The organism is Metabacillus arenae (assembly GCF_014773385.1).
GTDB lineage: Bacteria > Bacillota > Bacilli > Bacillales > Bacillaceae > Metabacillus_D > Metabacillus_D arenae.
On sequence record NZ_JACXAI010000017.1, the window covers coordinates 55027 to 80442 of the forward strand.

General features: G+C 39.4%; 20 protein-coding genes. 15 read left to right on the top strand and 5 right to left on the bottom strand.

The window, feature by feature from the left end:
- Positions 1-7 precede the first annotated feature (7 nt).
- Entirely contained in the window at positions 8-1828 is a 1821-nt protein-coding gene (locus tag IC621_RS13830; RefSeq protein ID WP_191158909.1) for an ABC transporter ATP-binding protein, read from the top strand.
- A 237-nt stretch (positions 1829-2065) separates the two neighbouring features.
- Here IC621_RS13830 and IC621_RS13835 read toward each other — a convergent pair whose 3' ends face one another.
- On the bottom strand, positions 2066-2488 hold the full coding sequence (locus IC621_RS13835) for a hypothetical protein (protein WP_191158910.1): 423 nt from the start codon (positions 2486-2488) through the stop codon (positions 2066-2068).
- Positions 2489-2651: 163 nt separating this feature from the next.
- On the opposite strand from IC621_RS13835, the gene IC621_RS13840 reads away from it, so the two are divergent.
- The 7 genes from IC621_RS13840 to IC621_RS13870 all read left to right on the top strand — a co-directional run bounded on the left by IC621_RS13840 (position 2652) and on the right by IC621_RS13870 (position 10790).
- Positions 2652-3335 carry a Yip1 family protein gene (locus tag IC621_RS13840; RefSeq protein WP_191158911.1) on the top strand — a complete coding sequence of 228 codons (684 nt, stop codon included), beginning with the start codon at positions 2652-2654 and terminating at the stop codon, positions 3333-3335.
- Positions 3335-4459: an efflux RND transporter periplasmic adaptor subunit gene (locus IC621_RS13845; protein ID WP_191158912.1), complete on the top strand. Its 1125-nt coding sequence runs from the start codon at positions 3335-3337 to the stop codon at positions 4457-4459. Before IC621_RS13840 ends, IC621_RS13845 begins: the two co-directional genes overlap by 1 nt.
- Entirely contained in the window at positions 4456-5148 is a 693-nt protein-coding gene (locus IC621_RS13850; RefSeq protein ID WP_191158913.1) for an ABC transporter ATP-binding protein, read from the top strand. The genes IC621_RS13845 and IC621_RS13850 overlap by 4 nt, the downstream gene beginning before the upstream one ends.
- Positions 5145-6338: an ABC transporter permease gene (locus tag IC621_RS13855; RefSeq protein ID WP_191158914.1), complete on the top strand. Its 1194-nt coding sequence runs from the start codon at positions 5145-5147 to the stop codon at positions 6336-6338. The genes IC621_RS13850 and IC621_RS13855 overlap by 4 nt, the downstream gene beginning before the upstream one ends.
- 545 nt (positions 6339-6883) lie before the next feature.
- Entirely contained in the window at positions 6884-7525 is a 642-nt protein-coding gene (locus tag IC621_RS13860) for a TetR/AcrR family transcriptional regulator (RefSeq protein WP_191158915.1), read from the top strand.
- Positions 7526-7720: 195 nt separating this feature from the next.
- Positions 7721-10027, top strand: a complete 2307-nt coding sequence (locus IC621_RS13865) for an ABC transporter permease (protein WP_191158916.1) — start codon at positions 7721-7723, stop codon at positions 10025-10027.
- 4 nt (positions 10028-10031) lie between these two features.
- Positions 10032-10790 (top strand): ABC transporter ATP-binding protein, encoded by a 759-nt coding sequence (locus IC621_RS13870; RefSeq protein WP_191158917.1) that lies wholly within the window; start codon positions 10032-10034, stop codon positions 10788-10790.
- 606 nt (positions 10791-11396) lie between these two features.
- Here the strand turns inward: IC621_RS13870 and IC621_RS13875 are convergent.
- Positions 11397-12713, bottom strand: coding sequence for an MFS transporter (locus tag IC621_RS13875; RefSeq protein WP_191158918.1), 1317 nt, complete (start codon positions 12711-12713; stop codon positions 11397-11399).
- Positions 12714-12940: 227 nt separating this feature from the next.
- The gene (locus IC621_RS13880) at positions 12941-13699 is read right to left on the bottom strand and encodes an MBL fold metallo-hydrolase (protein ID WP_191158919.1); all 759 of its coding nucleotides are present in this window, start codon (positions 13697-13699) and stop codon (positions 12941-12943) included.
- Between the two features lie 288 nt (positions 13700-13987).
- Between IC621_RS13880 and IC621_RS13885 the strand changes: the two genes are divergently transcribed.
- Genes IC621_RS13885 through IC621_RS13895 form a run of 3 tightly spaced genes read left to right on the top strand, consistent with a single transcriptional unit; the run spans position 13988 to position 17830 of the window.
- Positions 13988-15538 carry a spore germination protein gene (locus IC621_RS13885; protein ID WP_191158971.1) on the top strand — a complete coding sequence of 517 codons (1551 nt, stop codon included), beginning with the start codon at positions 13988-13990 and terminating at the stop codon, positions 15536-15538.
- A complete protein-coding gene (locus tag IC621_RS13890) occupies positions 15535-16641 on the top strand; it encodes a GerAB/ArcD/ProY family transporter (protein ID WP_191158920.1) in 1107 nt (368 codons plus the stop codon). The genes IC621_RS13885 and IC621_RS13890 overlap by 4 nt, the downstream gene beginning before the upstream one ends.
- A complete protein-coding gene (locus IC621_RS13895; RefSeq protein ID WP_191158921.1) occupies positions 16634-17830 on the top strand; it encodes a Ger(x)C family spore germination protein in 1197 nt (398 codons plus the stop codon). Before IC621_RS13890 ends, IC621_RS13895 begins: the two co-directional genes overlap by 8 nt.
- Positions 17831-18127: 297 nt before the next feature.
- Here the strand turns inward: IC621_RS13895 and rodA are convergent, their stop codons facing one another.
- Positions 18128-19303 carry a rod shape-determining protein RodA gene (gene rodA / locus IC621_RS13900; protein WP_191158922.1) on the bottom strand — a complete coding sequence of 392 codons (1176 nt, stop codon included), beginning with the start codon at positions 19301-19303 and terminating at the stop codon, positions 18128-18130.
- Positions 19304-19905: 602 nt separating this feature from the next.
- Positions 19906-20691: an alpha/beta fold hydrolase gene (locus IC621_RS13905; RefSeq protein WP_191158923.1), complete on the bottom strand. Its 786-nt coding sequence runs from the start codon at positions 20689-20691 to the stop codon at positions 19906-19908.
- Between the two features lie 136 nt (positions 20692-20827).
- On the opposite strand from IC621_RS13905, the gene IC621_RS13910 reads away from it, so the two are divergent.
- From IC621_RS13910 to lepB, 4 genes are all read left to right on the top strand, one after another.
- Positions 20828-21583, top strand: coding sequence for a DeoR/GlpR family DNA-binding transcription regulator (locus IC621_RS13910; protein ID WP_191158924.1), 756 nt, complete (start codon positions 20828-20830; stop codon positions 21581-21583).
- Entirely contained in the window at positions 21584-22507 is a 924-nt protein-coding gene (pfkB, locus tag IC621_RS13915) for a 1-phosphofructokinase (protein ID WP_191158925.1), read from the top strand.
- Positions 22508-24397, top strand: a complete 1890-nt coding sequence (locus IC621_RS13920; protein WP_191158926.1) for a PTS fructose transporter subunit IIABC — start codon at positions 22508-22510, stop codon at positions 24395-24397.
- Between the two features lie 457 nt (positions 24398-24854).
- Entirely contained in the window at positions 24855-25406 is a 552-nt protein-coding gene (lepB, locus tag IC621_RS13925; protein WP_191158927.1) for a signal peptidase I, read from the top strand.
- The last annotated feature ends 10 nt before the right edge of the window (positions 25407-25416 follow it).

Sequence of the window (25416 nt, forward strand, 5' to 3'; positions counted from 1 at the left end):
TGAAAGCATGAAAGAAAGAGAAGAAAAATCAATTATTAAAGAAAGGTTCCATTATTCAACAGACCAGGTGATTGAAAAACCATTTAACTGGCAGCAAATGTGGAGGTTGTTTAGCTATATGAAGCCCTATTCAAAAAACCTCCTGCCGCTTGCTGTCATCACCGTTCTTTTAGCTACAGCTGTCAGGCTGATCGCTCCAATTATCATTGGGGTGTATACGCTGGATCATGCGATTGGCAACAAAGATATGAATTTATTGATGATCCTTGTTGGTGTGATTGGAGGGTTATATACCCTCTCATATGTTGCAAATATCTTTCGAATCCGCTGGATGAATATGCTTGGACAAAATATCATTTTTGATTTAAGAAAGCATTTATTTACACATGTCCAATCGCTATCCCATCGTTTCTTTGACCAAAGATCTGCAGGAAGCATACTAGTCCGGATTATGAATGATATTAATTCCCTTCAAGAGTTATTTACGAATGGGGTTATCAATCTATTAATGGATTTCCTGCTGCTCATCGGAATTATTGTGATCTTGTTTACATTAAGTCCTGAATTAACGATTGCCATTATGATCATTTTGCCAATTATGTTCTTTATTTCTACTAATCTTCGCAAAAAGATTCGTCGTTCATGGCAAATGGTTCGGCTTAAGCAGTCTAAGCTCAATTCTCATCTTAATGAAAGCATTCAAGGAATTCGTGTCACACAGGCTTTCACTCAAGAGAAGGAAAATATTGAATTTTTTGACGGGGTAAACACAGAAAACTACGACAGCTGGCGTGATGCGACTCGTAAAAATGCGATGTTCAGGCCAATAGTTGAAATGACGAACGCAGTCGGCTCAGCGATTTTAATATGGTACGGAGCTACTCTGATCGCAAATGGCAGTATTACAATTGGAGTATTCGTCTCCTTTGCTTTCTATTTAGGGATGTTCTGGGAGCCGATTTCAAGACTTGGGCAAGTATACAACCAGCTATTAATGGGAATGGCTTCATCTGAAAGAATTTTTGAATTTTTAGACGAAAAACCAATCGTATCAGAAACGGAAGATGCGATCCATCTCGATGAAATGAAAGGCCATATTGAATTCAAAGATGTAGAATTTTCCTATGATGAAACGAGAACCGCTTTAAATAAAATTTCGTTAACGATAAATGCTGGCCAAACGGTTGCCCTTGTTGGTCACACCGGATCTGGAAAAACGACGATCGCAAACCTGATCAGCAGATTTTACGATGCAACAAACGGAGAAGTAAAGATAGATGGCAACCCGATTAAAGATTTGGCCATTTCGAGCTTGCGTTCACAAATCAGTGTCGTCCTCCAGGATACCTTTATTTTTTCAGGAACAATTATGGAAAACATTCGGTTTGGGTCTCCTGATGCATCAGATGAAGAGGTGATTCGTGCTGCGAAGGCTGTAGGAGCTCATGAATTTATTTCCCGCCTTTCAAACGGATATGAAACAGAGGTCGAAGAAAGAGGAAATGTGTTATCTGTCGGTGAAAGACAGCTCTTATCCTTTGCCCGGGCGCTGCTGGCAGATCCAAAAATTCTCATATTGGACGAAGCAACAGCAAGCATAGATACAGAAACGGAAGTGAAAATTCAGCGTGCCTTAAAAGAATTATTAAAGGGCCGAACAGCAATCATGATCGCCCATAGATTATCCACGATCAGGGAAGCTGATAAGATCATTGTCCTTGATCACGGAAATATTATGGAAGAAGGAAGCCACCATCAATTGATGGATCAAAAAGGAATCTATTACGAATTAGTGAAAGCACAATACCGGATGCTTGATGTAGGATAGGGAAAGAGATCTGTACTAGTTTTAGTGCAGGTCTTTTTTTGCGATTTTATCAAGGATGAGTCCCCTGGAGATAGGTAACTCATTCATGTGGGAGAGATCGCTCATAGAACTCTAGATTTCGCTCATAGCGACGAGTCAATCGCACATAGAAGAGGGAGGTTCGCTCATAGGACCGAGATCGCTCATAGAAAGTGGAAATTCGCTCATAGAATCCCAGATTTCGCTCATAACCCCGAGTCAATCGCACATAGAAGAGGGAGGTTCGCTCATAGGACCGAGATCGCTCATAGAAAGTGGAAGTTCGCTCATAGAAAGTGGAAATTCGCTCATAGAATCCCAAATTTCGCTCATAACCCCGAGCCGATCGCGTATAGAAGAGGGAAGCTCGCTCATAGGACCGAGATCGCTCATAGAAAGTGGAAATTCGCTCATAGAATCCCAGATTTCGCTCATAACCCCGAGCCGATCGCGCATAGAAGAGGGAAGATCGCTCATAGAACCGAGATCGCTCATAGAAAGTGGAAATTCGCTCATAGAATCCCAAATTTCGCTCATAACCCCGAGCCGATCGCGCATAGAAGAGGGAAGATCGCTCATAGCCCCAAGGTCGCTCATAGACGTGGGATTTTCGTCGAATAATCGATATATTGCAAGTTTCAAAGATAAATCTTTAGTTAGTGGAAATATCTTTGAAATTCGATTATAAAATTTCTAACTGATTCCTTTTCTTAAAATTTTTTCTAAGAATATAAATAATAATGAAACTTATGGTAAGATTGTTTCGTATTATTACCATAACATATATAAAATGGAGGTAATTGGAATGGAAAATCAACCAGAAGTAACAGTAAAAAACAATGTAAGTAAACCCTCAATATTCGGAATGTTTACCAGCCCGAACTTGCAGTTTGAGAGAATAAGAGAAAGGCCTGCCGTTCTAGTCCCGTTATTAATTGTTATTTTAGTCTCTTTCATTGGCAGTTATTTTGTTGCAAATTCAATGGATTTTGTGGGACCAGCGGTTGAACAAGGAATGGGTGTAGAGGAGGCAGAAGCTTTAGCAGGCATTTCAAAGGTTACAACAATCATTTTCGGGGGAATTGCAATTCCAATCGTGTTATTAATTTCAGCGCTTATCTATTTTGCGATTGTAAAAATTGCGGGTACTGAAGCAACCTTTAAACAATTATTTTCATTTGTTACATTCGTATCTATTATTACAGTTACAGGAGCGTTATTAAACGGAATTGTCGCATATTTTACTGGCACAAACCCTGAAACATATGTGACTAGCTTAAATAGTTTTGTAGGAGCAGAAGGTGGATTAGGCGGTGCTTTAAATACAATTGAAGTATTCGGCATTTGGGGAACAATTTTAACAGGTATGGGTCTTCATAAAGTAGCAGGATTATCAAAGGGAGCGGCTTGGACGGTTGCCATCATCTTCTTTGTGTTTGGATTAGTGATGGGCGCTGTTGCCGGTATAATTGGAGGAATGGCAGTATAATGAAAAAAAAGGTTTGGATAATCGTCGGGGTTGCGAGCTTAATCGCAATCCTTGTAGGTGCAAATGTGTATCGCGCAATGAGTGCAGAAAGCCCAGAAGTAAAAACAGTTAACCTAAAGGAACGTGAAATTACAGCCAATGTCATGGTGCCTGGCACCTTACAATTTCAAGAAGAAGAATATATTTTTAATGAACCTGAGAAGGGAACTATTGCAGAGATTCTTGTAAAAGAGGGAGATACTGTTGAGAAAGGAACTCCTTTATTAAAATACGAAAATGAACAACTTACTCTTGAAAAGGAACAAAATGCTTTATCAATTGAATCTGGTTATCTTAGAATCAATCAATTAAAGGATCAAATCGAGGATTTAGATGAGAAAGAAAAGGATTTAAAAGACCAAGTTGGTGAAAAGGAAGCCGAAAAACAGATAGATACAGAGCGTTCGCAGCTTGAAATGGATTTAAAAGTTGCTGATATTGAGCTAAGGCAGACTCTTCTGCAGAAAGAAACAATTGCAAAGAAAATGGAAGAATTAGTTGTTAAAAGTCATTTTGCCGGCACGGTTCTTTCCGTGGATGAAGAAGCAGCATCTAATAAATCTGAGGTTCAAAAGCATGTCTTACATATCGGGGATCCAAATAAGCTTGTGGTGAAGGGTGTTTTATCTGAGTATGACGCTTTAAAGGTAAAGAAAGATCAGCCTGTAAAAGTAAGATCCGATGTGATCCCTGACAAAGAGTGGAATGGAAAGGTCACAACAGTAGGGATGCTTCCTGAACAAACTGACCCAGCGCTGGGAGATCAAAATCAGGCTGTTCAATATCCGATCGAGGTGTCCATTGATACAAAGGATTTGGAAGCAAAGCCTGGATTTAAATTAATTATGGAAGTTGAAACAGAAAAGCGGACAGCGTCATCTATTCCAGTAGAAGCTGTCAAACAGGAAAATGACAGCTACTTTGTTTATGTAGCAAAAGATGGAAAAGCCCAGCGGAAAGAGGTTGAAGTGGGACAATCCTCAGGAGATTATATGGAAGTGAAACAGGGGATAAATGCAAAGGATGATGTTATCGTAAATCCTCCTGACACCTTAGAAGTTGGTTCGGAAGTGACCGTTAAATGATCGAATTAAAAGATATTACGAAAAGCTATAAGGTAGGAAAAGAATCGTTTGATGTCCTAAAGCAGATAAATGTAGCGATTCATCAGGGAGAGTTCATTGCGATTATGGGGCCTTCAGGATCTGGAAAATCTACATTAATGAACATCATCGGTTGTCTTGACAGACCCTCTGACGGCAAGTATTTACTTGATGGGGAGGATATTTCCACCTATAAGGATATACAGCTTGCAAAGGTTAGAAATGAATCTATCGGCTTTGTTTTTCAGCAATTTCAATTACTGCCAAGATTGAATGCCCTTAAGAACGTAGAGCTTCCAATGATTTATGCAGGATTAGGTAAAAAAGAGCGGGAAGAAAGAGCAAAGCAGGCTTTAACAAAAGTTGATCTCGGAGATCGAATGCAACATATGCCTAATGAGTTGTCCGGCGGACAAAAACAACGTGTCGCAATTGCCCGGGCGATTGTCAATCAGCCAAAGCTCATTTTGGCAGATGAGCCAACAGGTGCTCTTGATACAAAAACAAGCTATTCCATTATGGAGCAGTTTACACAATTAAATGAGGAAGGTACTACAATTGTCCTCGTCACCCACGAACAAGAAGTCGCTGAATATGCGAGAAGGATGATCTTGGTTCGTGATGGAGAAGTTGTTTCGGCTGATGAACAAGTGAGGAGGGTGACAACGTGAGTTTGATGGAAAACTTAAGAATGGCATTTTCCTCCGTTTTAGCCCATAAAATGCGTTCCATTTTAACGATGCTTGGAATTATCATTGGTGTAGCTTCTGTTATCGTTGTCGTAGCGATTGGACAAGGCGGCGAACAGATGCTCAAGTCGCAAATCACAGGTTCTGGAAATACAATTGAAGTGTATTATGAACCAAGCGAAGAGGAACTTAAATCAAATCCAAATGCTTATATGGAAGCAGCCTTTACACAGGAAGATATTCAGTTGTTAAACGAAATTCCTGAAGTGGATAAAGTCGTAGCCTCTAGTACAGAATTTTTGCAAACAAGATATAAAGAAAACACGCTTGATACTAGTATTTTAGGAATAAACAATGCTTATATAGAAGTGAATGAATTAAAAATTCAAAATGGACGAAGCTTTGTTGAAGCTGATTTTTTAGGCGGAAGACGAGTTGGTCTAATAAGTGATGAGTTAAAAAAAGAGCTATTTAAAGACGAAAAAGGAATTGGCGAGGTTGTTTGGGTAAATGGACAGCCCATCGAAGTTGTAGGGGTTTTAGAGAAGCCAACAGGATTATTTGCTTTCGGGGCGATGGAGGTTTATATACCTTCTGAAACCTATCGCTCATCATTTGGAAAAAGCGACTTCAATCAGGTGACCCTTCAAGCGGTCAATGCTGATCAAATGAAAATAGCCGGCGATCAGGCAACAGAGCTTTTAAATAGAGTCCACGATACTGACGAATCCTACAAGGTATTAAATTTTGAAGAGCTTGCCCAAGGGATCAGCCAAGTTACCAATATTATGACATTGATTATTGGTTCAATTGCAGGAATCTCCCTCCTTGTCGGCGGGATTGGGGTTATGAATATTATGCTTGTATCCGTTACGGAAAGAACACGGGAAATCGGAATCCGAAAAGCACTTGGAGCGACAAGAAGCCAAATTCTTACTCAATTTCTAATCGAAGCGATCACCCTTACATTGCTTGGTGGAATCATTGGAATTGTATTAGGCTCCGGTGCAGCTTCATTAGTATCCGTTTTTGCAGGCTGGCCATCTTTAATTTCCTGGCAGGTCGTGTTAGGAGGACTACTGTTCTCCATGATCATCGGAATTATTTTCGGTATGCTTCCAGCAAATAAAGCAGCAGGCCTTGACCCAATAGAATCGTTGCGTTATGAATAAAAATCACATGATTTTTTCACATAAACCAGGAGCTAATAAATTAACGCGTGGGGATTAAGAAAAAAAGACTTATAGCAGGAATAATTGTTTTGCAGGTTGTATTAGCTATTTCTTATTGGACTAAAGGTTGGAGTTATATTTCAATCTCCTTTGGATTAATCGCTGTCGCTCTATCTTTTGGGTGTCTCATCGATATTTTAGGAAACAAAGGAAGTTTCTTTCCTAAGAAAGAAACATGTAAAATATGCCGTTGAGGAGATGCAAAGGGATTTGTTTCAAAAGCTGTTCCTAACTTATTAGCAGCATTGGTCTATATAATAATCTAAAAAACAGCACTACCCAAAGTAGGATAGTGCTGTTTTTTATGATCTATTCATAATGTATATTCCATACATTTTTAGTGAACATAATGATGTTTTATAGGTATTTACCCTATAGGGTAATTTTAGAGTCTTTACAAAATTTAACACACATCCTATTGACAATTAAAAGTAGTATGTTAATATTTAATCGACAGACAGTCGGTCTATAAAGGGGGTGTAACAATGAGAAAAGAAGCAGAGGAACGTAGGAACGAAATACTTGATGCGGCCGATGAGCTTTTTGGTCAGAAGGGTTTTGATGGAACGAGTACAAACAATATTCTTGAAAAGGTCGGAATTGCGCGGGGAACACTGTATTATCACTTCAAGTCGAAGGAGGATATTATGGACGCGTTGATTGACCGGTATAGTGTCCGTCTTTTAGGAGCGGCGCAGGAAATTGCCGCAGATAAGAGTATTCCTGTAGTCGAACGTATTATCCGCGTTGTTATATCAATGAATTTCAGTGGCGGAAGCAGCCAGGAAATTATGGAGCACATTCATAAGCCACAGAACGCCCTTATGCATCAGAAAATACAAAAAGTCATCATCAACGGCGTTACGCCAATACTGACGGGAATAATCCAAGAGGGCATTGAACATGGACTGTTTAGCACGCCTTACCCTTATGAATGTATGGAAATGGTTGTTACATATGCGAATACCGTTTTTGATGATGATATGGTAGAGATGACCAATGAGGAGCGTGCCTCACGGATACAAGCGTTTATATTCAACGGAGAAAGGCTGCTCGGTGCAGAAAGCGGAAGTCTGATGAACGTTATGCAAATGTTTGGCAGCGAAAATGGTAGAAATAATGAATAATTCGGAAAAAAATTTGGAAGATTTCTTCTGCTATGGTCTAAGGCAGCTTATTTCAGCAATAGGAAGCGGGCTTACGGCGGGCAGCGGCAGAGGAACGAGATTTCTCATTTTCATCACTGGAGTGCTGATATGTGTGACATCGGTAATTTTGTCTAATGTAAAATCGGTTAAAAAGCTTGAAAACAGAGGTGACTTATGTATTTCAGAATAATACGGAATGACATTTTAAAGAGCAAAGTAATAACATTTACAACAATGATATTTGTTGCTGCAGCATCAATGCTTGTTTCACTCGCAGCGATACTCGTCGTCAATCTTTCGGGTGCGCTAGATACGCTAATGACAAAAGCTGAAACTCCACATTTTATGCAAATGCATTCCGGTGATATTGAAACCGCTCGACTTAAATCCTTTGCAGAGCAAAATAACAATGTCGAAGAATTTCAGGTAGTTGAGTTTCTAGGCATGGAAGGCGCGCAGATTATTTTAGGCGATAATTCGCTTGCGAATAGTGTTCAGGATAACGGCTTCAGCATACAGAATGAAAAATTCGATTATCTTCTTGATCTTAACGGCAACATCATCAACGTATCTGACGGCGAGCTTTATGTTCCAGTAACCTATATGAGGGACAACACTACAAAGGTCGGTGACAAGGCCGTAATAAGCGGGAAGGAATTTACCGTTGCGGGATTTCTACGTGATTCGACCATGAATTCCTCGCTCTCCTCGTCAAAGCGATTTCTTGTAAGCAACAATGATTTCGCGGAAATAAAAGACCTTGGAAGTATCGAGTATCTGATTGAGTTTAGATTAAAAGATTTCTCGGCGATAGGCGAATTTGAAACAGCTTATGCTTCCGCAGGATTTGAAGCGAACGGACCAACGGTTACCTATACGCTTTTTAAAACGATGAACGCCATTTCAGACGGGATGATGCTTGCGGTTATCCTTCTTGTAAGCGCCCTTGTCGTTGCAATCGCATTTATGTGCATACGCTTTACGCTCCTTGCGAAAATAGAGGACGACTACCGCGAAATTGGGGTATTGAAGGCAATAGGGATGCGTATATCCGAAATAAAGCAAATTTATCTTGCGAAATACGTAGCGATAGCAGCGTTAGGCAGTGTTCTTGGGTTTATTCTTTCGGTTATGTTCCAAGGTGTGCTTCTTGAAAATATACGGCTTTATATGGGTGAAAGCGAAAATTCTTCTTATGCTGTGGCTTTAGGAATTATCGGTATACTACTCGTTTTCATTGCAATTATTGCCTATGTCAATGGTGTACTGAAACGCTTTCGGAAAATTTCCGCTGCGGAAGCTATACGCTTTGGTACTTCTCAGGAAAAGAAAGCTGGCGCTAAGCGTTTTTCCTTAATTAGAAATAAACTGTTTAGCACGAATATTTTTCTCGGAATCAAAGATGTTCTCGCAAGAAAAAGACTTTACGCCACAATGCTTGTGGTCCTGGTGATTTCGGCATTTATCATTATTGTTCCGCAGAACCTGTACAACACGATTTCCTCAAAAAGCTTCATCCAATACATGGGGATTGGAAACTACGATCTGCGCATTCAGACCAATATATTTGACAAAACCGATGAAATTGTGAAGACGATAGAGAGCGACAGTGCCGTTTCAAAGAATGCTGTTCTAACAACAAAGACTTTCAAAGTAAAAACGAGTAACGGGTCAGAGGAAAATATAAAAATTGAACTCGGTGACCATTCGGCATTTCCTATAGAGTATTCTGAGGGCAGAGCACCTGCTGCAGAAAACGAAATCGCGCTTTCGGCTATAAACGCCGGTGAGATGAGCAAAAAGGTCGACGATGTTATTACGCTGGTGATTGAAGGGAAGGCGAAAGATCTCACGGTAACCGGAATATACTCCGACGTTACTAACGGCGGCAAAACCGCAAAGGCTGTATTCACCGACAATTCTGCGAACATCATGTGGACCATCGTCTGTGTTGAACTTTCGGATAAATCTCTTGTCGAAAGAAAAGTTTTGGAATATTCAGATAAATTTGATTTTGCAAAGACTTCAGACATTGATGAATTTGTTTCTCAGACCCTCGGCACGACAATAAGTTCCATCGAAATGGTCTCCTACGTTTCAGTTGCGATTGCGCTGATTATTACGGTGTTGATTACATTTTTGTTTATCAAAATGCTTGTCGCAAAGGACAGATATTCCATTGCCGTAATCAAAGCGTTAGGTTTTACAAACTCGGATGTTAAGGCGCAGTTTATTTCGCGTTCAGTATTTGTTCTGATTGTCGGAATTGTTATCGGCACGCTTCTGGCGAACACACTTGGAGAGATACTTGCAGGCGCGATGATCTCCTCGTTTGGAGCATCGACGTTTAAGTTTGAGGTCAATCCGCTTTCGGCTTATCTGTTTAGTCCGTTGTTGATGATATGCACGGTACTTATCGCAACAATAATCGGCCTATCGGGCGCAGGCCAAATAAAAATTTCCGAAAATATAAAGGAGTAGTCATATGAAGAAGATTATTATCGGTGAAAATATAGTAAAATCTTTTGGCGAGGGTGATGAACACCGTAATGTTCTAGACGGAGTGTCTGTTGAAATAAACGAGGGCGAGTTCGTTGCAGTTATGGGACCTTCGGGCTCTGGAAAATCGACACTGATGTTTTCTTTAAGCGGAAACGATGGTGTTGATGATGGAAAGGTCGTTTTTGACGGCAAGGATTTATCGACAGTCGGGGAGAATGAGCTTTCAGATATAAGGAGAACAAAAATGGGATTTATTTTTCAGCAGCCGACTATGCTAAAAAATCTGAATATCCTCGACAACATCATTCTTCCGTCAATGCGCGGCAACGGAAAAAACACCGCAAAAATTTCGGAGAAGGCGAGAGCGCTTATGAAAAGGGTAGGCATTGCGGAGCTTGAAACGCGCGATATTACACAGGTTTCGGGAGGTCAGCTTCAGCGTGCAGGTATATGCAGAGCACTGATGAGCAGTCCAAAAATTATTTTCGGCGATGAGCCAACAGGGGCGCTCAACTCAAAATCTGCCCATGAAATAATGGACATTTTTTCTGAAATCAACGCGGATGGTACTGCGATTATGCTTGTAACTCACGATGCGAAGGTTGCAGCGCGGACGGAACGGATTCTGTTTATGCGAGACGGAATAATTGTGAGTGAGTTGAAGATTCCGAAGTTTGACGGGACGGATATTGACCACAGAGTCGAAGAAGTGACGGCGAAAATGTTGGAAATAGGAATATGATTTGTAGTATCACAGTCTCATAGATTTTGTGAGTATTATTGGGTTATAGGATACCTAATTATCCTGTTAAAGCTTACCCTGATATACCGACGTTTCACCTAAGGAGGAAATATAAAAAGTGCACGTTTTACACATATGAAATAGAACAAAAGCACTTTACTTAATTATCCAAATTTTTTTATAATTTACATGTCGATTTGTAAGTTAATCATCACCTACTAAAAGAGGCTCCGAAAAGGGCAAATTTATTAAAAATTGAAAATCAAGAATGTTAATAAATCAGTATTCTGAAATATGTAAAGAGGCAGCCAATATGCGAAATCACTTATCGAAAGCTGCCTTTATTCATAAGTTCAGAAAGTTTTATTGGATTAAAGTATTAACGAATTAAAGTTAGTTATCTTTGTCCAGCTCCAGGCGCCATCGGCCCTTAGGTCATAAGCCAATCCGTCTAAAAGGTTAAAGAACAACCTTCCAGCCGGCTCGCCTTATGCTTGTCGCCGAAGGACTAACGCCTTGCGCTTTTCGTTCTTAGAGCCTAATCTACTAAAATAACTCTACCCATTGATACCAGCCTAACTAAACAAAATATAAATTAGAAAATCTTTATACCAGCACTTTTTTGCGTTGTGTCTTACGAGACCATATAACAACAGGAATCAGCAACAGTGACAGAATCGCCCCAGAAAGTGATAGGACCGCATAACTAGAATGAGCGACGACCATTCCAGATAACGCACCGCCGGAGGCACCTGATAATGCAAGCAAGACATCTACCGATCCTTGAGTTTTTGCACGTATAGTTGGATGTGTTGCATCAACAATCAGAGCCGTTCCGCTTATTAAGCCAAAGTTCCAGCCAACACCAAGCAGTACTAGTGCGGAAATAAGCAGTGCCATTGAGTCAGCCGGAGCAAAAGCCGCAAGTAAACCAGAGGCCAGAAGCGTGGCACCAGAAGCTACAGCCATAGCAGTACGACCGACTTTATCTACAAGCAGACCTGTAACAAGTGAAGGAAAGTACATGGCTCCTATATGAAAACCTATGACCAACCCCACTTCTCTCAAACCATGGCCATGGTGTCCCATATGGATCGGTGTCATGGTCATAATGGCCGCCATGACAAATTGAGTCAACACCATAACGGCAGCGCCTACGACATTTCCTCTTTTGTTTATTGTAGTGCTTTTCAAATTTCGTTCTTCCTGCACTGTACCGTTTTCCTCCTGGGCAGACGCTATGGCTGTAGAGACAACCAAAGGGTCTGGACGAAGGAAAAGGAGGAGAACCAATCCGGCAAGAATAAAAGCAGCGGCTGCTAAGATAAAGGGACCAGCCAAAGTTGGAACACCAATAGAACGCGCAAATTCTCCCATCACATCGACCAGGTTAGGACCCGCTACAGCACCAAAGGTAGTAGATACCATGGCCATGCTCACAGCAGTTGCCCGCTGTTTAGCTGTTGCCAGGTCTGCATTAGCGTATCGTGCTTGCAGATTTGCGGCGGTACCAGCTCCATAAATAAGCAGGGAAGCGAATAAAAGCACGACGCTGTTGAGTAAGGCGGCGATTATAACGCCGAGCGCACCCAGTCCGCCAGCAAGAAAACCGGCTACAAGACCTGCTCTGCGTCCAAAACGCTGGGAAAGCCGGCCTACAAACAGTGCAGCCCCTGCAGAGCCTAAAGTGAGTAAGGCAACTGGAATCCCTGCTGCACTTTCTGTCCCCAGCATATCTTGTGCGAGAAGTGCGCCTACCGTTATACCGGCTGCAAGTCCTGCTCCTCCAAAGATTTGTGAAAGGATTACAACCTTTAATGTTTTTTTATAAAGCTGTTTTTGTTTTTCTGGTGAATCAATATATCCTTGCAACCAAACAGGCTGCTGTATTGGCCTGCTTGTATCTGCTTTTTCAGTTATCATAAACTGCACTTCCTCACAAAATTAATTTTTAGACTTTTTATGCTTTTTTGCTTAACCATCTCCTTTAAGAATATTACTGTTTCGGGCAACTATTGATCAATAATTAAGAAGCTCATGGTTGTCAACGACATTATCATGAGCCCCCCTTGTAATTTTTCGGTATTGGGTTAATACTTAAAAACTTCAAAATTCACAATATCAAATTCCACTTTGTCTCTATAAAAATATTACAATGTGTATAATTCACCGTCTTCTGGCACTAACACATTAGAAGAGATTCCTTTTTCATGAATAAAGCTTTTTAATTCTTCTCTTGATAATGTCCAATGGTTGACAGCTTCCATATGGACAGAAATGATTTTTGCGTTAGGAGCAGCCTTATGCACTTCATAGATGTCATCTTTCCCCATTACTAGAGAACAGCCTTCTAGGAATTGATTATCTCCACCATTTACAACAATGATTTCTGGTTTATGTGTATCGAGCTCTTCTTTGACTCCATCATACCATACCGTATCTCCAGCGACATATAACGTTTTTTCAGTTTGATGTTTGAAGACAACGCCACACACTAGACCAGCAAGTTTTACTATTTCTCCTCTTCCGTGCTCGCCTTTTGTTTTAATTAACTTAATTTCCTCAAAGACTGTGTCTTCTTGTAATACTTCTACATTTTGAAAACCAGCTTTTCTAACTTCTATAGCATCATCTTCAATTTGTACAAACATTTTTATATCTTTTGGCAATACATCTTTGGCTACCTCATCAAAGTGATCTAAATGTAGATGAGTGACAATGACAGTATCTACGTTAATTATATTCTCAATGGATGTTGGTAAGCTAACTAAAGGATTATTTTGATCTTGTCTTACCGAATTAGGAAAAGGTGGGTAAGTACCTTTCACAGCTAACATTGGATCTATTAAAAACTTTTTGCCGGCATATTCGACAACTAGTGTTGCATTTCGAATTTGTTGTATCTTCATATTTCAAAAAACTCCTTTTCTTTGATTTAGAAGCAATCGAATTCGCACAGACTCGAGCCATCAAAAAAGACAGATTTCTCCTATAAAAAACCACTTCAATGTTTTAATACAAATAGCGGTTTATTTTTGTTTTTATGGAAAAGATATTTTTTAACGGAAAGTATATCCAAGTAATTGATTTTCCGCTAAAAATGGATAATTATACTCTCCGCAGGTCAAGTGTTCCTGTAAATTAACTAGGGAAGAAATGAGGATGAAAAATTGGCTTCCTTTTTTAAACATAAAAAAATGAGAAATCATGTGCGAACATCGGTTCAGAATGAACAAGAAGATTTTTCTCTCCAATTGTTTCTTTCTCTCGATGAAAATCTTCATAATATCGAAAAGATGCTGGACAATCCTAGTGATTTGATTATTAGGGAATTTACTGTCGGGAATACAAATCATCGATGTGCTATCGTGTACATAGCTGGTTTAAGTGACAAGATGGTCATCGATCAAGATATCATTAAGAATATTCAAATGGAATTCAAAGTAAGTGAAAAAGAAGAAATAGTCGAGGCTCATGCACTTGTCAATCAATTGCAAAGCAAGGTCCTTTCAATTGGTAAGGTGAAGCGGACCCAATCATTAGATAAGGTTTCATATGCTATTCTTAACGGGGACTCTGTCCTGTTCGTGGATGGCACGGATGAAGTATTAATCATGGGAAGTGAAGGGTGGAAAAACCGCAGTATTGAAGAACCAATTTCAGAGGCGTTGATTCGGGGACCGAGAGATGGATTTATAGAGAATCTGCATACGAATACTGTTTTGATTCGGAGGCGCATACGGGATCCCAATTTGCGGTTTAAATCCTATCAAGTAGGTAGACGTTCAAAGCAGGATCTTGTCGTTGCCTATATCGACGGAATTGTGAATCCTCATATTGTGGAGGAAGTGAACCTGAGACTTAAATCAATAGATTTAGATGATGTCCCAGAATCTGGATACATTGAGCAGTGGATCGAAGATAATTTTTTATCTCCTTTTCCGCAAATCGCCCATACGGAAAGGCCGGATAAGGTAGTATCAGCTCTCATGCAAGGAAAAGTGGCCATTTTATTAGATGGAACACCCTTTGTATTACTTGCACCACTCACTTTCGGGAATACGCTTCAGTCCCCCGAAGACTATTATGAACGATGGCTCGTCGGGTCTCTGATCCGGATGCTCCGGTATCTCGGAGCATTTATTGCGGTGTTTTTACCATCTTTATATATCGCTCTCGTGTCTTTTCATCCTGGATTGATACCGTCTAAATTGGCATTTTCCATAGCTGCGACCAGGGAAGGAGTTCCTTTTCCGGCATACATGGAAGCATTTTTAATGGAAGTAACGATGGAAATATTACGTGAAGCCGGCATACGTTTGCCTAAGCCAATCGGACAAACAATTGGAATTGTCGGAGGGCTGGTCATTGGTGAAGCGGCTGTTGCTGCTGGCATTATCAGCCCTATTATGGTTATTGTCGTCGCCGTTACGGCTGTTTCTTCTTTTTCCATGCCCTCCTATAGTACTGCCCTTGCTTTTCGAATGCTTCGATTTGGTTTTATGGGGGCAGCGGCATTTTTTGGGCTTTACGGAATTATCCTGTTATACATTGTCGTGAATATCCACCTCGTAAATTTAAAAAGTTTAGGTCTTCCTTATACGACTCCTTTCGCGCCAAATTTTTTTCAAGATTGGAAAGACCTTGTCGTTCGCTCGCCAATTACGATGCTCTCCAAACGCCCTCAATATTTGCAAACAGATGATAAAGAGCGCATGGGGAGCGGGAAGGGAGGGCAATCGTCTTGAGGCCGTTTGAATATGGAGACGAGGAAATTGGGGAAATCGAGATTCTTTATATAGTAGCTTCCTATGTAATCGCGTATGGAATTCTAACCCTACCGCGTCAATTAGCTGAAGCAACAAATTTTTTTGATGGCTGGATCCCATTAATGATTGCGGGAGGTACCTCCATTATATTTACGGGGATTACCGCAAAGCTTGCTTGCCGTTTTCCAAATCAGTCATTTTTCTCGTACGCCTCATCGATATGTTCGAAACCTGGTTCTGTAGTCATTACCTTATTCTTAGCGCTCCACTTTATTTTCCTTTCGGGCTTTGAAACGAGAGCTGTTGCCATTGTTGCCAAACAATATTTATTTGATCGAACACCGGCAGAGGTAATTGCGTTAGCGTTTCTTCTTGTCGTGGTCTATGCGGTATCAGGAACTCGAGTTGGAATCATCCGGTTAAATTTGTTATTTTTGCCGATTATTCTTTTCATTGCTTTTTTGTTGATGGTGTTGAATATTCCATTTTTTGAAGTCAAAAACTTAACCCCATTATTCACTACCAGCTTGGAAGGGCACTTTAAAGGAGCTAAGGAAAGCTTTTTTTCAATTAGTGGTTTTGCTGGGCTTTTATTTTATATATCATTTGTGAATCGTCCGAAAAAAGCGCCAAAATTTGCAATATTTGGTATTTGTATAGCGCTGGGTCTGTATCTCCTGTTTTACACGATGTCGATTGGTGTTTTTAGTGCAGGTACAACGGCTACTCTTGTATATCCGACTATCGAACTTGCTAAAGAAGCAGAGATCCCAGGGGGCTTTTTGGGGCGCTTTGAATCCTTGTTCTTTACGGTTTGGGTTATGGCCATTTTTAATACGACATCGCTTGCGTTCGACGTGTCTTTAATGGCCCTTAGTTCCCTTTTTCAAAAGGTAAAAAAAATCACGTTTATTTTTGTTTTAACGCCTATTATTTTCATGATCGCCATGTTCCCGCAAAATTTGGTAGAGATGGAGTTACTATCAAAGTATCTTAATTATTCAACATATGGAGTGTCGATTTTCGTTCCAACAGGGCTATATGTTTTAGCTAAAGCAAGGAGGATCAAAGGAAATGGGTAAATCTGCGTCATTTTTATTCATGATAGGGGTCCTTTCCATTTTCCTAATTGGGTGCTGGGATCAAGTTGAGATAGAAGATCGAGGGTTTATCGTCGGGGTTGCCATCGATTTAGTGGAAGAAGCCGCTTCAGAACCAGATGAATCTAAAGGAAAATATTTGTATAAAGGAACTTGGCAATTTGTCGTTCCATCTGGATTATCCCAAGGCAGCTCTGACACAGGGGGAAGCGCCGCGCAAAAAGCATTTGAAAATGTGTCAACGACCAGTGACAGTATACTTGAACAGGCGCGTCAATTAGCAGCAACAGTGAGTCGCCCGCCTTTTTCCCAACATCTTCAATTAATTATTATATCAGAAGAAGTTGCAAAAACCCCGCAAGCATTTGGGAATATTCTCGACCTTTTCCTGAGAGATAATGAAATGAGAAGGGGAATAAAAGTATTGATTTCTGAAGGTGAAGCAGGTCAGGTTTTGAATACCCAGCCAACACCTGAAAGCCTACCTGTCATGTATTTGGATTCAGTTTCTGAAAATTCCAACAAAAACCAAAAAATTCTGCCGGAAAATCGAATTGGTACCGCTCATGAACGATTAATAGATAAGAAAAGTTTTGTTCTTCCGAAAGTAAAGAAGGATGGAGAAAAATTGAATTTGTCAGGAGCTGCCGTTTTTAACGGGAATAGCAGTCAAATGATTGATTTTATTAATGGAGACATTACTGAAGGACTTAATTTTATAACGGATGAATATCAACGCGGGTTAATTAAAACGAAAATGAAAGATGATTTAATCGTATATGATATCGAAAATGCGAGAAGGAAAGTAAGCGTTAAGGTAAAGGATAAAGATAATATTCAATTTAATATTGAGATTCAGACAGATGGGATGATCGGAGAGGGATTTATTCCACTCGATTACACAAAGCAAAAAACGATATCAAAAGTGGAGAAAGCAATTGAAAAAGAAATTGAACGAAAAGTGTCTAACACGATTAAAACTTTCCAAGAAGATTTAAAAGTCGATGCATTAGGGCTTGGAAGTTTTCTTCAAGGGGAAGATTATGAGACATGGAAAAAGATTAGAAAAGACTGGGATCATGGCGAAAATTATTTTTCCAAAAGCACCATTAACCTTAAAGTTAAAGCCATTGTTCGAAACTCAGGTTCTGTGATTGAGAGTGAAAAATAATAGGAAGAAGGTTTAAGAACATGTGGGAAAAAATTGTCGGGAGATTTCCTTCAAATTTTATTTTTTATTCAACATTCGCATCCCTAGTAATTCCCATCCTCATTTATAAAATAACTCGAAAACTGCGCAAAGACTTGGATCCTCCTTGGAAGAAAAATCAGGAGTAAATAATGGACAAGCGCACGAACTGGTGAGAAAGCTTTTTATTCTTGAACGGGGGACTTAATAAGTTATCTCCTCCTTGTTCTAAACCAATAGAATTAATAAGGCCGCTCCGATTACCTGAGCGGCCTTGTTTTAATCATTTGAAAACATATAAACACGGTGATGATATCGAATCCCGAATATTAATCCAATCGCAAACATACTGCCCATCATTGAACTTCCTCCATAACTAATAAATGGAAGCGGAATACCTGTAATAGGAAGCAAGCCAATTGTCATCCCGGCATTTTGGAAAACGTGGAATACGATCATACTAATAACACCCGCGCAAAGATAGCTGTTAAATGATTCTGTTGTTTCCATTGCCACTTTTACAAGGTGGTAGACGAGCAAGAAAAAAATACTTAATACAATACTAGTACCAATAAATCCAAACTGCTCCCCAATTACGCTGAAAATAAAGTCTGTATGGTTTTCCGGGATATAGACATCACCAGTACCAAGACCCTTGCCAAAAACCTGTCCCGAGCCAATCGCTTTAAGCGAATTTAACAGGTGATATCCTTCTCCGCTTTTATAAACTTCAGGATTTAACCAAGAATAAATTCGTCCCAATTGATATTGTTTAATTCCGAGGTATTCATTCAAGAATTCGGGAGCTTGAATGACTAAATACAGGACTGTTGTTCCAACGAGCGTGATGGATAAGGAAATGAACGTAATTATTTTCCATGAGATTCCTGATACAAATGTCATCCCCGCCAGTATTGCCAAAATAACAAGTGATGTCCCAAGATCCGGCTGTTTCATAATAAACATGATAGGTACAACAGCAGTGATCCCCATTTTAACTAATAATATAAAATCTGTTTGCAGGGACTTATTTAAGTATTTCTGATGATGTGTAGTAATGATTTGACTGAGAGCTAATATAACAAACACTTTCACAAACTCAGACGGCTGCAGCGAGAGTCCAGGAATTTGAAACCAGCTTCGGGCTCCGTTAATAGTAGGAACAATCGATTCGGGCAAAATCACAAGCAAGCCAAGCAAAAATAAACCAAACCCGTATAAATACCAAGTAACCCTCTGCAACTGTTCAGAGTCAAAATACATAACGATCGCTACAATGATTCCTCCAACAATATACCACACGATCTGTCTGATTAAATAATTTCCACCCTCATACTGACCAGATGTTGATTGTGCAGCATAAATTGCAACCATACTAGCGCAAAAAAGTAAAAACAGTAAAAAGGCCAGCTGATAGTCAAACCTGCTATAAAATGATTGATTTTCTTTATCCAATTCTTTCACCAACTTGATTATAAAAACTGTTCTTAAGCAAACCTATTATATCGGAAGATGTGTTACATTGTCTTAAATTTTTCATACAGAAAAACCTTCAATTAACATAGACGTAATTTTTACAAAATCGTTTCAAAAAATATTTGTAAAATTACATTTCAAGATTCCGAAGTAATAAAAAGGTTCATTTTATATGAGAGTTCACTAATAAGGATTTATCCATAGTCAAGCATACATTGAAACGATAAACAGTTCAATGGAATTTTAGCCTTAAGATATTTATTATGGCATTTTATAAAAAGGTTTTGTTTATTGAAGATTAATAGGTAGTGAAAATGAAGGAGTATAATTGTTAATTCGTTCACACTTTTGTCAAGATTGTGTGCAATTAATTTTGATAAAGGTGGTGTAATAAATCGGATAATGATGCAATTGCAGGGTAACGGTTCAAATAATTGGATAACGGCGCAAATAACCCGATAATCGTGCGATTATCCGAATAACTGATGCGATTAATCCAGTTGAAGGTGCAATTAATCGCATTTTAATCAGATGTACATGCAGTAAATTCACTTACCGTTTGTCCATTTTCAATTCCCACCTTATTTAACTTCCTTCATGCTAAGTTCCTTCATAAATTCCTTTATTATGGCATTAAGCTCCTGAGAAAATTTAGTAGGAATTTGGTGATTTGCTTTGTTAATAAAGACCGTTTTTACATTTTTCACATATTTTTTATACAAAATTTCATAGGCTTGGCAAAAAGGATCGCGATTTCCATAAACTAACAATAAGGGGGCCTTTATTTTGTTTAGAGATTTTGTGCAGTGATAAAGAAAACCTGCTTTATATAATTGAAAAAGTGAGTAAGGATCTGTCTTGTTCATATAGTCCTCAAGCTTTTTTTTCAGTTCTATTGAATTTCCATGACCAATGCTGATCATTTTTGAAAGAATGGGCAACCCTCCAATTCCAGTTAAAGCAATACCTGCCATAAACTCAGCCTCTAAAAGTCTTGTGCTTACCTCTGGAAAGCCTCCAATTAAAATAATTCCTTTCACCTTTTCGGGGTAAACAATCGCCAATTCCTGTGCGATCGACCCTCCGCTTGAATATCCGCAAAGAACTATTTTCTCAATTCCTAAATGTTCAGTTAATTCATTGATATCTTTTGAAAGCAGACTTATTGTTATTTTCTTTTTGCCAGGTTTACTTTGTCCGTTTCCTCTTAAATCAGGTGTGATCACCTGGAAATATTCACTTAATTCCCTTTGATAGAAAAATGTCACTGATCCCATTCCAGGAGGGTGAATAAAAACAAGGGCTTCCCCTTTTCCTTCTTTTTCAAAGTATAGAGAAACTTGGTCATTTGTTTGAAAATATGGCATAATTTATCACCTAACTTAGTTGTTTTTGATCGTTTTTGGATGAAAATGATATTTTATGATTGATTTTTATTGATATTGAAGTTACAATGAAGATAGATAGCAAATGAATGCGTTTTCAATGAAAGGTGGCGATAATTTGTTAACACCTGAACGCCATAAACTTATTGTTGACCTAGTGAAGGAAAAAAATGTTGTAAAAATTCAGGAGCTTGTAGAAGTAACGAATAGCTCTGAATCCACAATTAGACGAGACTTGACCTTGCTCGAAGATGAAAAGCAAGTAAAGCGTATACATGGTGGAGCTGCAAAGCTGAAGGGGAAATTAATTGAGCCTGACTTAATTGAAAAATCAGCCGCTAACCTCCTTGCAAAGAAGCTGATTGCCAAGCATGCAGCATCTTTGATTGAAAATGGAGACAGTATCTTTTTAGATGCTGGAACGACAACCCTGCAGATGGTTCCTTACTTAACAAATGCCGAGAATATTGTTGTCGTGACAAACAGTATCTCCCTCATTCAGCCCCTTATCGAAAAAAATATTAAGACATTTTTAATTGGCGGCTATATCAAACCTAGAACTGCCGCCATGGTTGGTAGAGGAGCAATAGAAGGGATTAAAAATTATCGGTTTGATAAAGCATTTTTAGGAGCAAATGGGATTCATCATGAATTAGGGTATACTACTCCTGATCCTGATGAAGCGAATATAAAAAGATTTGCGGTTTCTCTTTCTCGAGAACCATTCATTTTAGCGGACTCTTCAAAATTAGGAGAAGTTTCCTTTTCAAATATTGCTGATTTAGAAGAGGCTGTCATTATTACAGATGAAGAGAATATTTCGATTGATTTAGAATCCTATCAAGGAAAAACTGAGATAAAGGTAGTGAAGTAAATGATTTACACTGTAACGTTAAATCCTTCAGTTGATTACATCGTAGAGGTACAAGATTTCCAATTGGGCGAATTAAATCGTTCATTGGACGATTATAAATTTCCTGGCGGAAAAGGAATTAACGTTTCAAGAGTTTTACGGAGATTTGGACTTCCTTCAAAAGCACTTGGATTTGTCGGAGGGTTCACAGGTCAATTTGTAAAAGATTATTTAGCAGATGAAGAAATAGAGACCGATTTTGTGAAGGTTAGTGATGATACGCGGATTAATATTAAGTTAAAAACAGGATCTGAAACAGAAATCAATGGGAAAGGTCCCGATATCAGTAAGGAAAAATTGGAAGAGTTTTTTACCGTTTTTGATCAGTTAACAAATGAAGATATCGTTCTTCTTGCAGGAAGTATTCCAACCTCGCTGCCGGATACCTTTTATGCAGAGATTGCTGAAAAATGCGGTGAAAAAGGGATCCAGGTTGCTGTTGATATATCTGGAGAACCATTAAAACACATTGTGAAGTGCAAGCCTTTTCTGATGAAGCCGAACCATCATGAGTTAGCTGAGATGTTCAATGTGGAAATTAATTCTGCACAGGACGCCGTGCCATACGGTCAAAAATTAATCGAAGCTGGTGCAGAGCATGTCATTGTTTCAATGGCTGGTGATGGTGCCCTGCTTTTCACAAAAGATCATCAGTACTTTGCAAATGTACCGAAAGGGAAAGTTCGAAACTCAGTAGGTGCTGGGGATTCCTTAGTCGCTGGCTTTATTGGAAGCTATGTAAAAGGACTTTCAATCGAGGAATCATTTAGATTTGGTGTAGCAGCCGGAAGTGCAACCGCTTTTTCTTATGAGCTCTGCACAAATGATGAGGTAGAAAAATTGTTAAAAGAAGTAAAAGTAAAATCGTTAGAGGAGGGGTTTTAAATGAGAATTACAGAGCTTTTAACAAAAGAGACAATAAAGCTCAATCTTGAAGCTGATTCCAAAAATGGTGTAATTGAAGAACTGGTCACACAATTAGATCAAGCTGGTAAATTACAAGATAAAGAAGGATATAAACAAGCAGTTCTGGATCGAGAAAAACAGAGTACAACAGGCGTAGGGGATGGAATAGCGATTCCGCATGCAAAAACAAAAGCTGTTAAGAACCCTGCAATTGCGTTTGGTCGTTCTTCAAGTGGTGTAGACTACGAATCCCTTGATGGACAGCCAAGTCATCTTGTTTTCATGATCGCTGCTCCAGAAGGTGCAGACAATACCCATTTGGATGCACTTTCAAAGCTATCAGGATATTTAATGAGGGATGAAGTCCGTTCTAAGCTGATGAAGGCAGAAACTGTGGAAGACATTCTGGCATTATTCAACAAGCTTGAGGATGATGAAGATAAACAGGAAGAAAAGACTTCAAGCTCGGCTCCAAGCCAAAAAGGAAAAATCCTTGCTGTTACGGCTTGTCCAACTGGAATTGCCCACACCTATATGGCGGCAGATGCCCTTAAGGAAAAGGCGAAGGAAATGGGTGTTGATATTAAAGTTGAAACAAACGGTTCCGGCGGCGCTAAAAACGTGTTAACACAAGAAGAAATTGATGAGGCTCACGCTATTATTGTCGCAGCAGATAAGCAAGTAGAAATGGCGCGTTTCCGCGGGAAACATGTTATTGAAGTGCCCGTTTCAGATGGACTTAGAAAACCTAAAGAATTAATAGACCGTGCTCTCAAGCAGGATGGACCCGTTTATTCAGGGAATGGAAATAAATCAACCGATGGAGAGCAAGGTGAGAGTAAGCAAAAAGGAAGAAGCGGATTTTATAAGCATATCATGAATGGTGTCTCCAACATGCTTCCATTTGTTGTTGGCGGCGGGATCTTAATAGCGATCTCCTTTATGTTTGGAATTCATTCTGCTGATCCGAATCACGAATCATATAATCGTTTCGCAGAAGCGTTAAGTACGATTGGCGGCGGAAATGCCTTTGGTCTAATGATTCCTGTGCTTGCAGGGTTTATCGCGTTAAGCATTGCAGATCGCCCAGGACTTGCCCCCGGAATGGTCGGCGGGTTTATGGCTGCCCAAGGCGGAGCCGGATTTTTAGGCGGATTAATTGCTGGATTTTTAGCTGGATATCTTGTTGTCCTCTTAAAGAAAGCTTTCTCCGGCCTTCCTGCTTCATTGGAAGGAATCAAACCTGTTCTCTTGTATCCGCTTTTTGGTATCTTTTTAACAGGAATGATCATGTTTTTCTTAGTTATCGATCCAGTTAAAGCTTTAAATGATGGACTTAGCGGCTGGTTAAGCGGTCTTGGTACTGGTAATTTGGTCATTTTAGGAATTATTCTCGGCGGGATGATGGCAGTTGACATGGGTGGTCCTGTCAACAAAGCAGCATTTACATTCGGGATTGCCATGATTGATTCTGGAAACTTTGCACCGCACGCAGCTATTATGGCAGGCGGGATGGTTCCTCCACTTGGAGCTGCCCTTGCTACAACATTTTTCCGTAATAAATTTACTAAGCGTGAACGTGAAGCAGGCATTACCAACTACATTATGGGCGCATCGTTTGTAACAGAAGGGGCTATTCCATTTGCAGCGGCAGATCCTTTAAGAGTGATCCCTTCGATGATTGCGGGTTCAGCTATAGCCGGAGCATTGGCGATGGCATTTGGAATTGGATTGCGTGCCCCGCATGGTGGTGCCTTTGTCATCTTATTTGTAGAAGGAAATCCGCTTCTCTATGTGCTTGCAATAGCGATAGGGGCAGTTGTTAGTGCATTATTGATTGGTTTCTTAAAAAAGCCTATTAAAGTATAATTTCAGGGTTTAACTGTGAGATGAAAAACTAAAAGTCATGGTAAAAATCCCATTAAAAATGAGCTTGGAGTAATAACTTCAAGCTCATTTATTTTATTGACCGATTTTTTTATTTTGTGGATATGTATGGCGGTTAAATTTAGTGAGTCTTTGATCATGTGCAATTATATTCAAAACTCTCGCAATTAATTTAGAAACTCAAGCAATTATATTCAAAACCCTTTCAATTAATTTAGAAACTCAAGCAATTATCTTTAATCTCTAGGCATTCCTTCGAGCTTAATTGATCCTGATCCTAGTAAGCCGTTTATGATAAGTTATTTTTACAAGGGATATGGATGTTAACCTGAAATTTAAATGGTTTCTTAATGAGCTTTTATAGGATAACTTTAGTTTTTGTGGTAAATTAAAGAGAAGAGGGATAAAAGCTACACATCATCCGAGGAGGAACCCGCAATTGAGTAAACACAAAAAGAAGAATTCTATATTAGAATGGGCGAAAGCACTAATAATTGCTATAGGACTTGCCCTAGTAATTCGCATATTTCTATTTGAACCATATTTAGTCGAAGGCTCCTCTATGGATCCCACTTTAAAAGATGGAGAACGATTATTTGTTAACAAAACGATCAATTACATAGGTGAATTCCAGCGTGGCGACATTGTCATAATTGACGGGGAAGAAGAGGATATTCATTATGTGAAGCGGTTGATTGGTTTTCCCGGCGATACGATCGAAGTAAAAGAAGACAAGCTTTATGTAAATGATAAAGTAGTAAAGGAATCATACTTAAAGGTTAATAAAGATAATGCAGAAGAGCTTGGTGTTTATTTGACAGGAAACTTTGGACCGATAGATGTACCGGAAGGCCAATATTTCGTAATGGGGGATAACCGCCTGAACAGTATGGACAGCCGCAATGGTCTTGGGTTTATTGATGAGGAACGTGTTGTTGGTAAATCAGAATTTGTTTTTTTTCCATTTGGTGATGTTCGTCAAACCAACTAGGGTTTGTAAA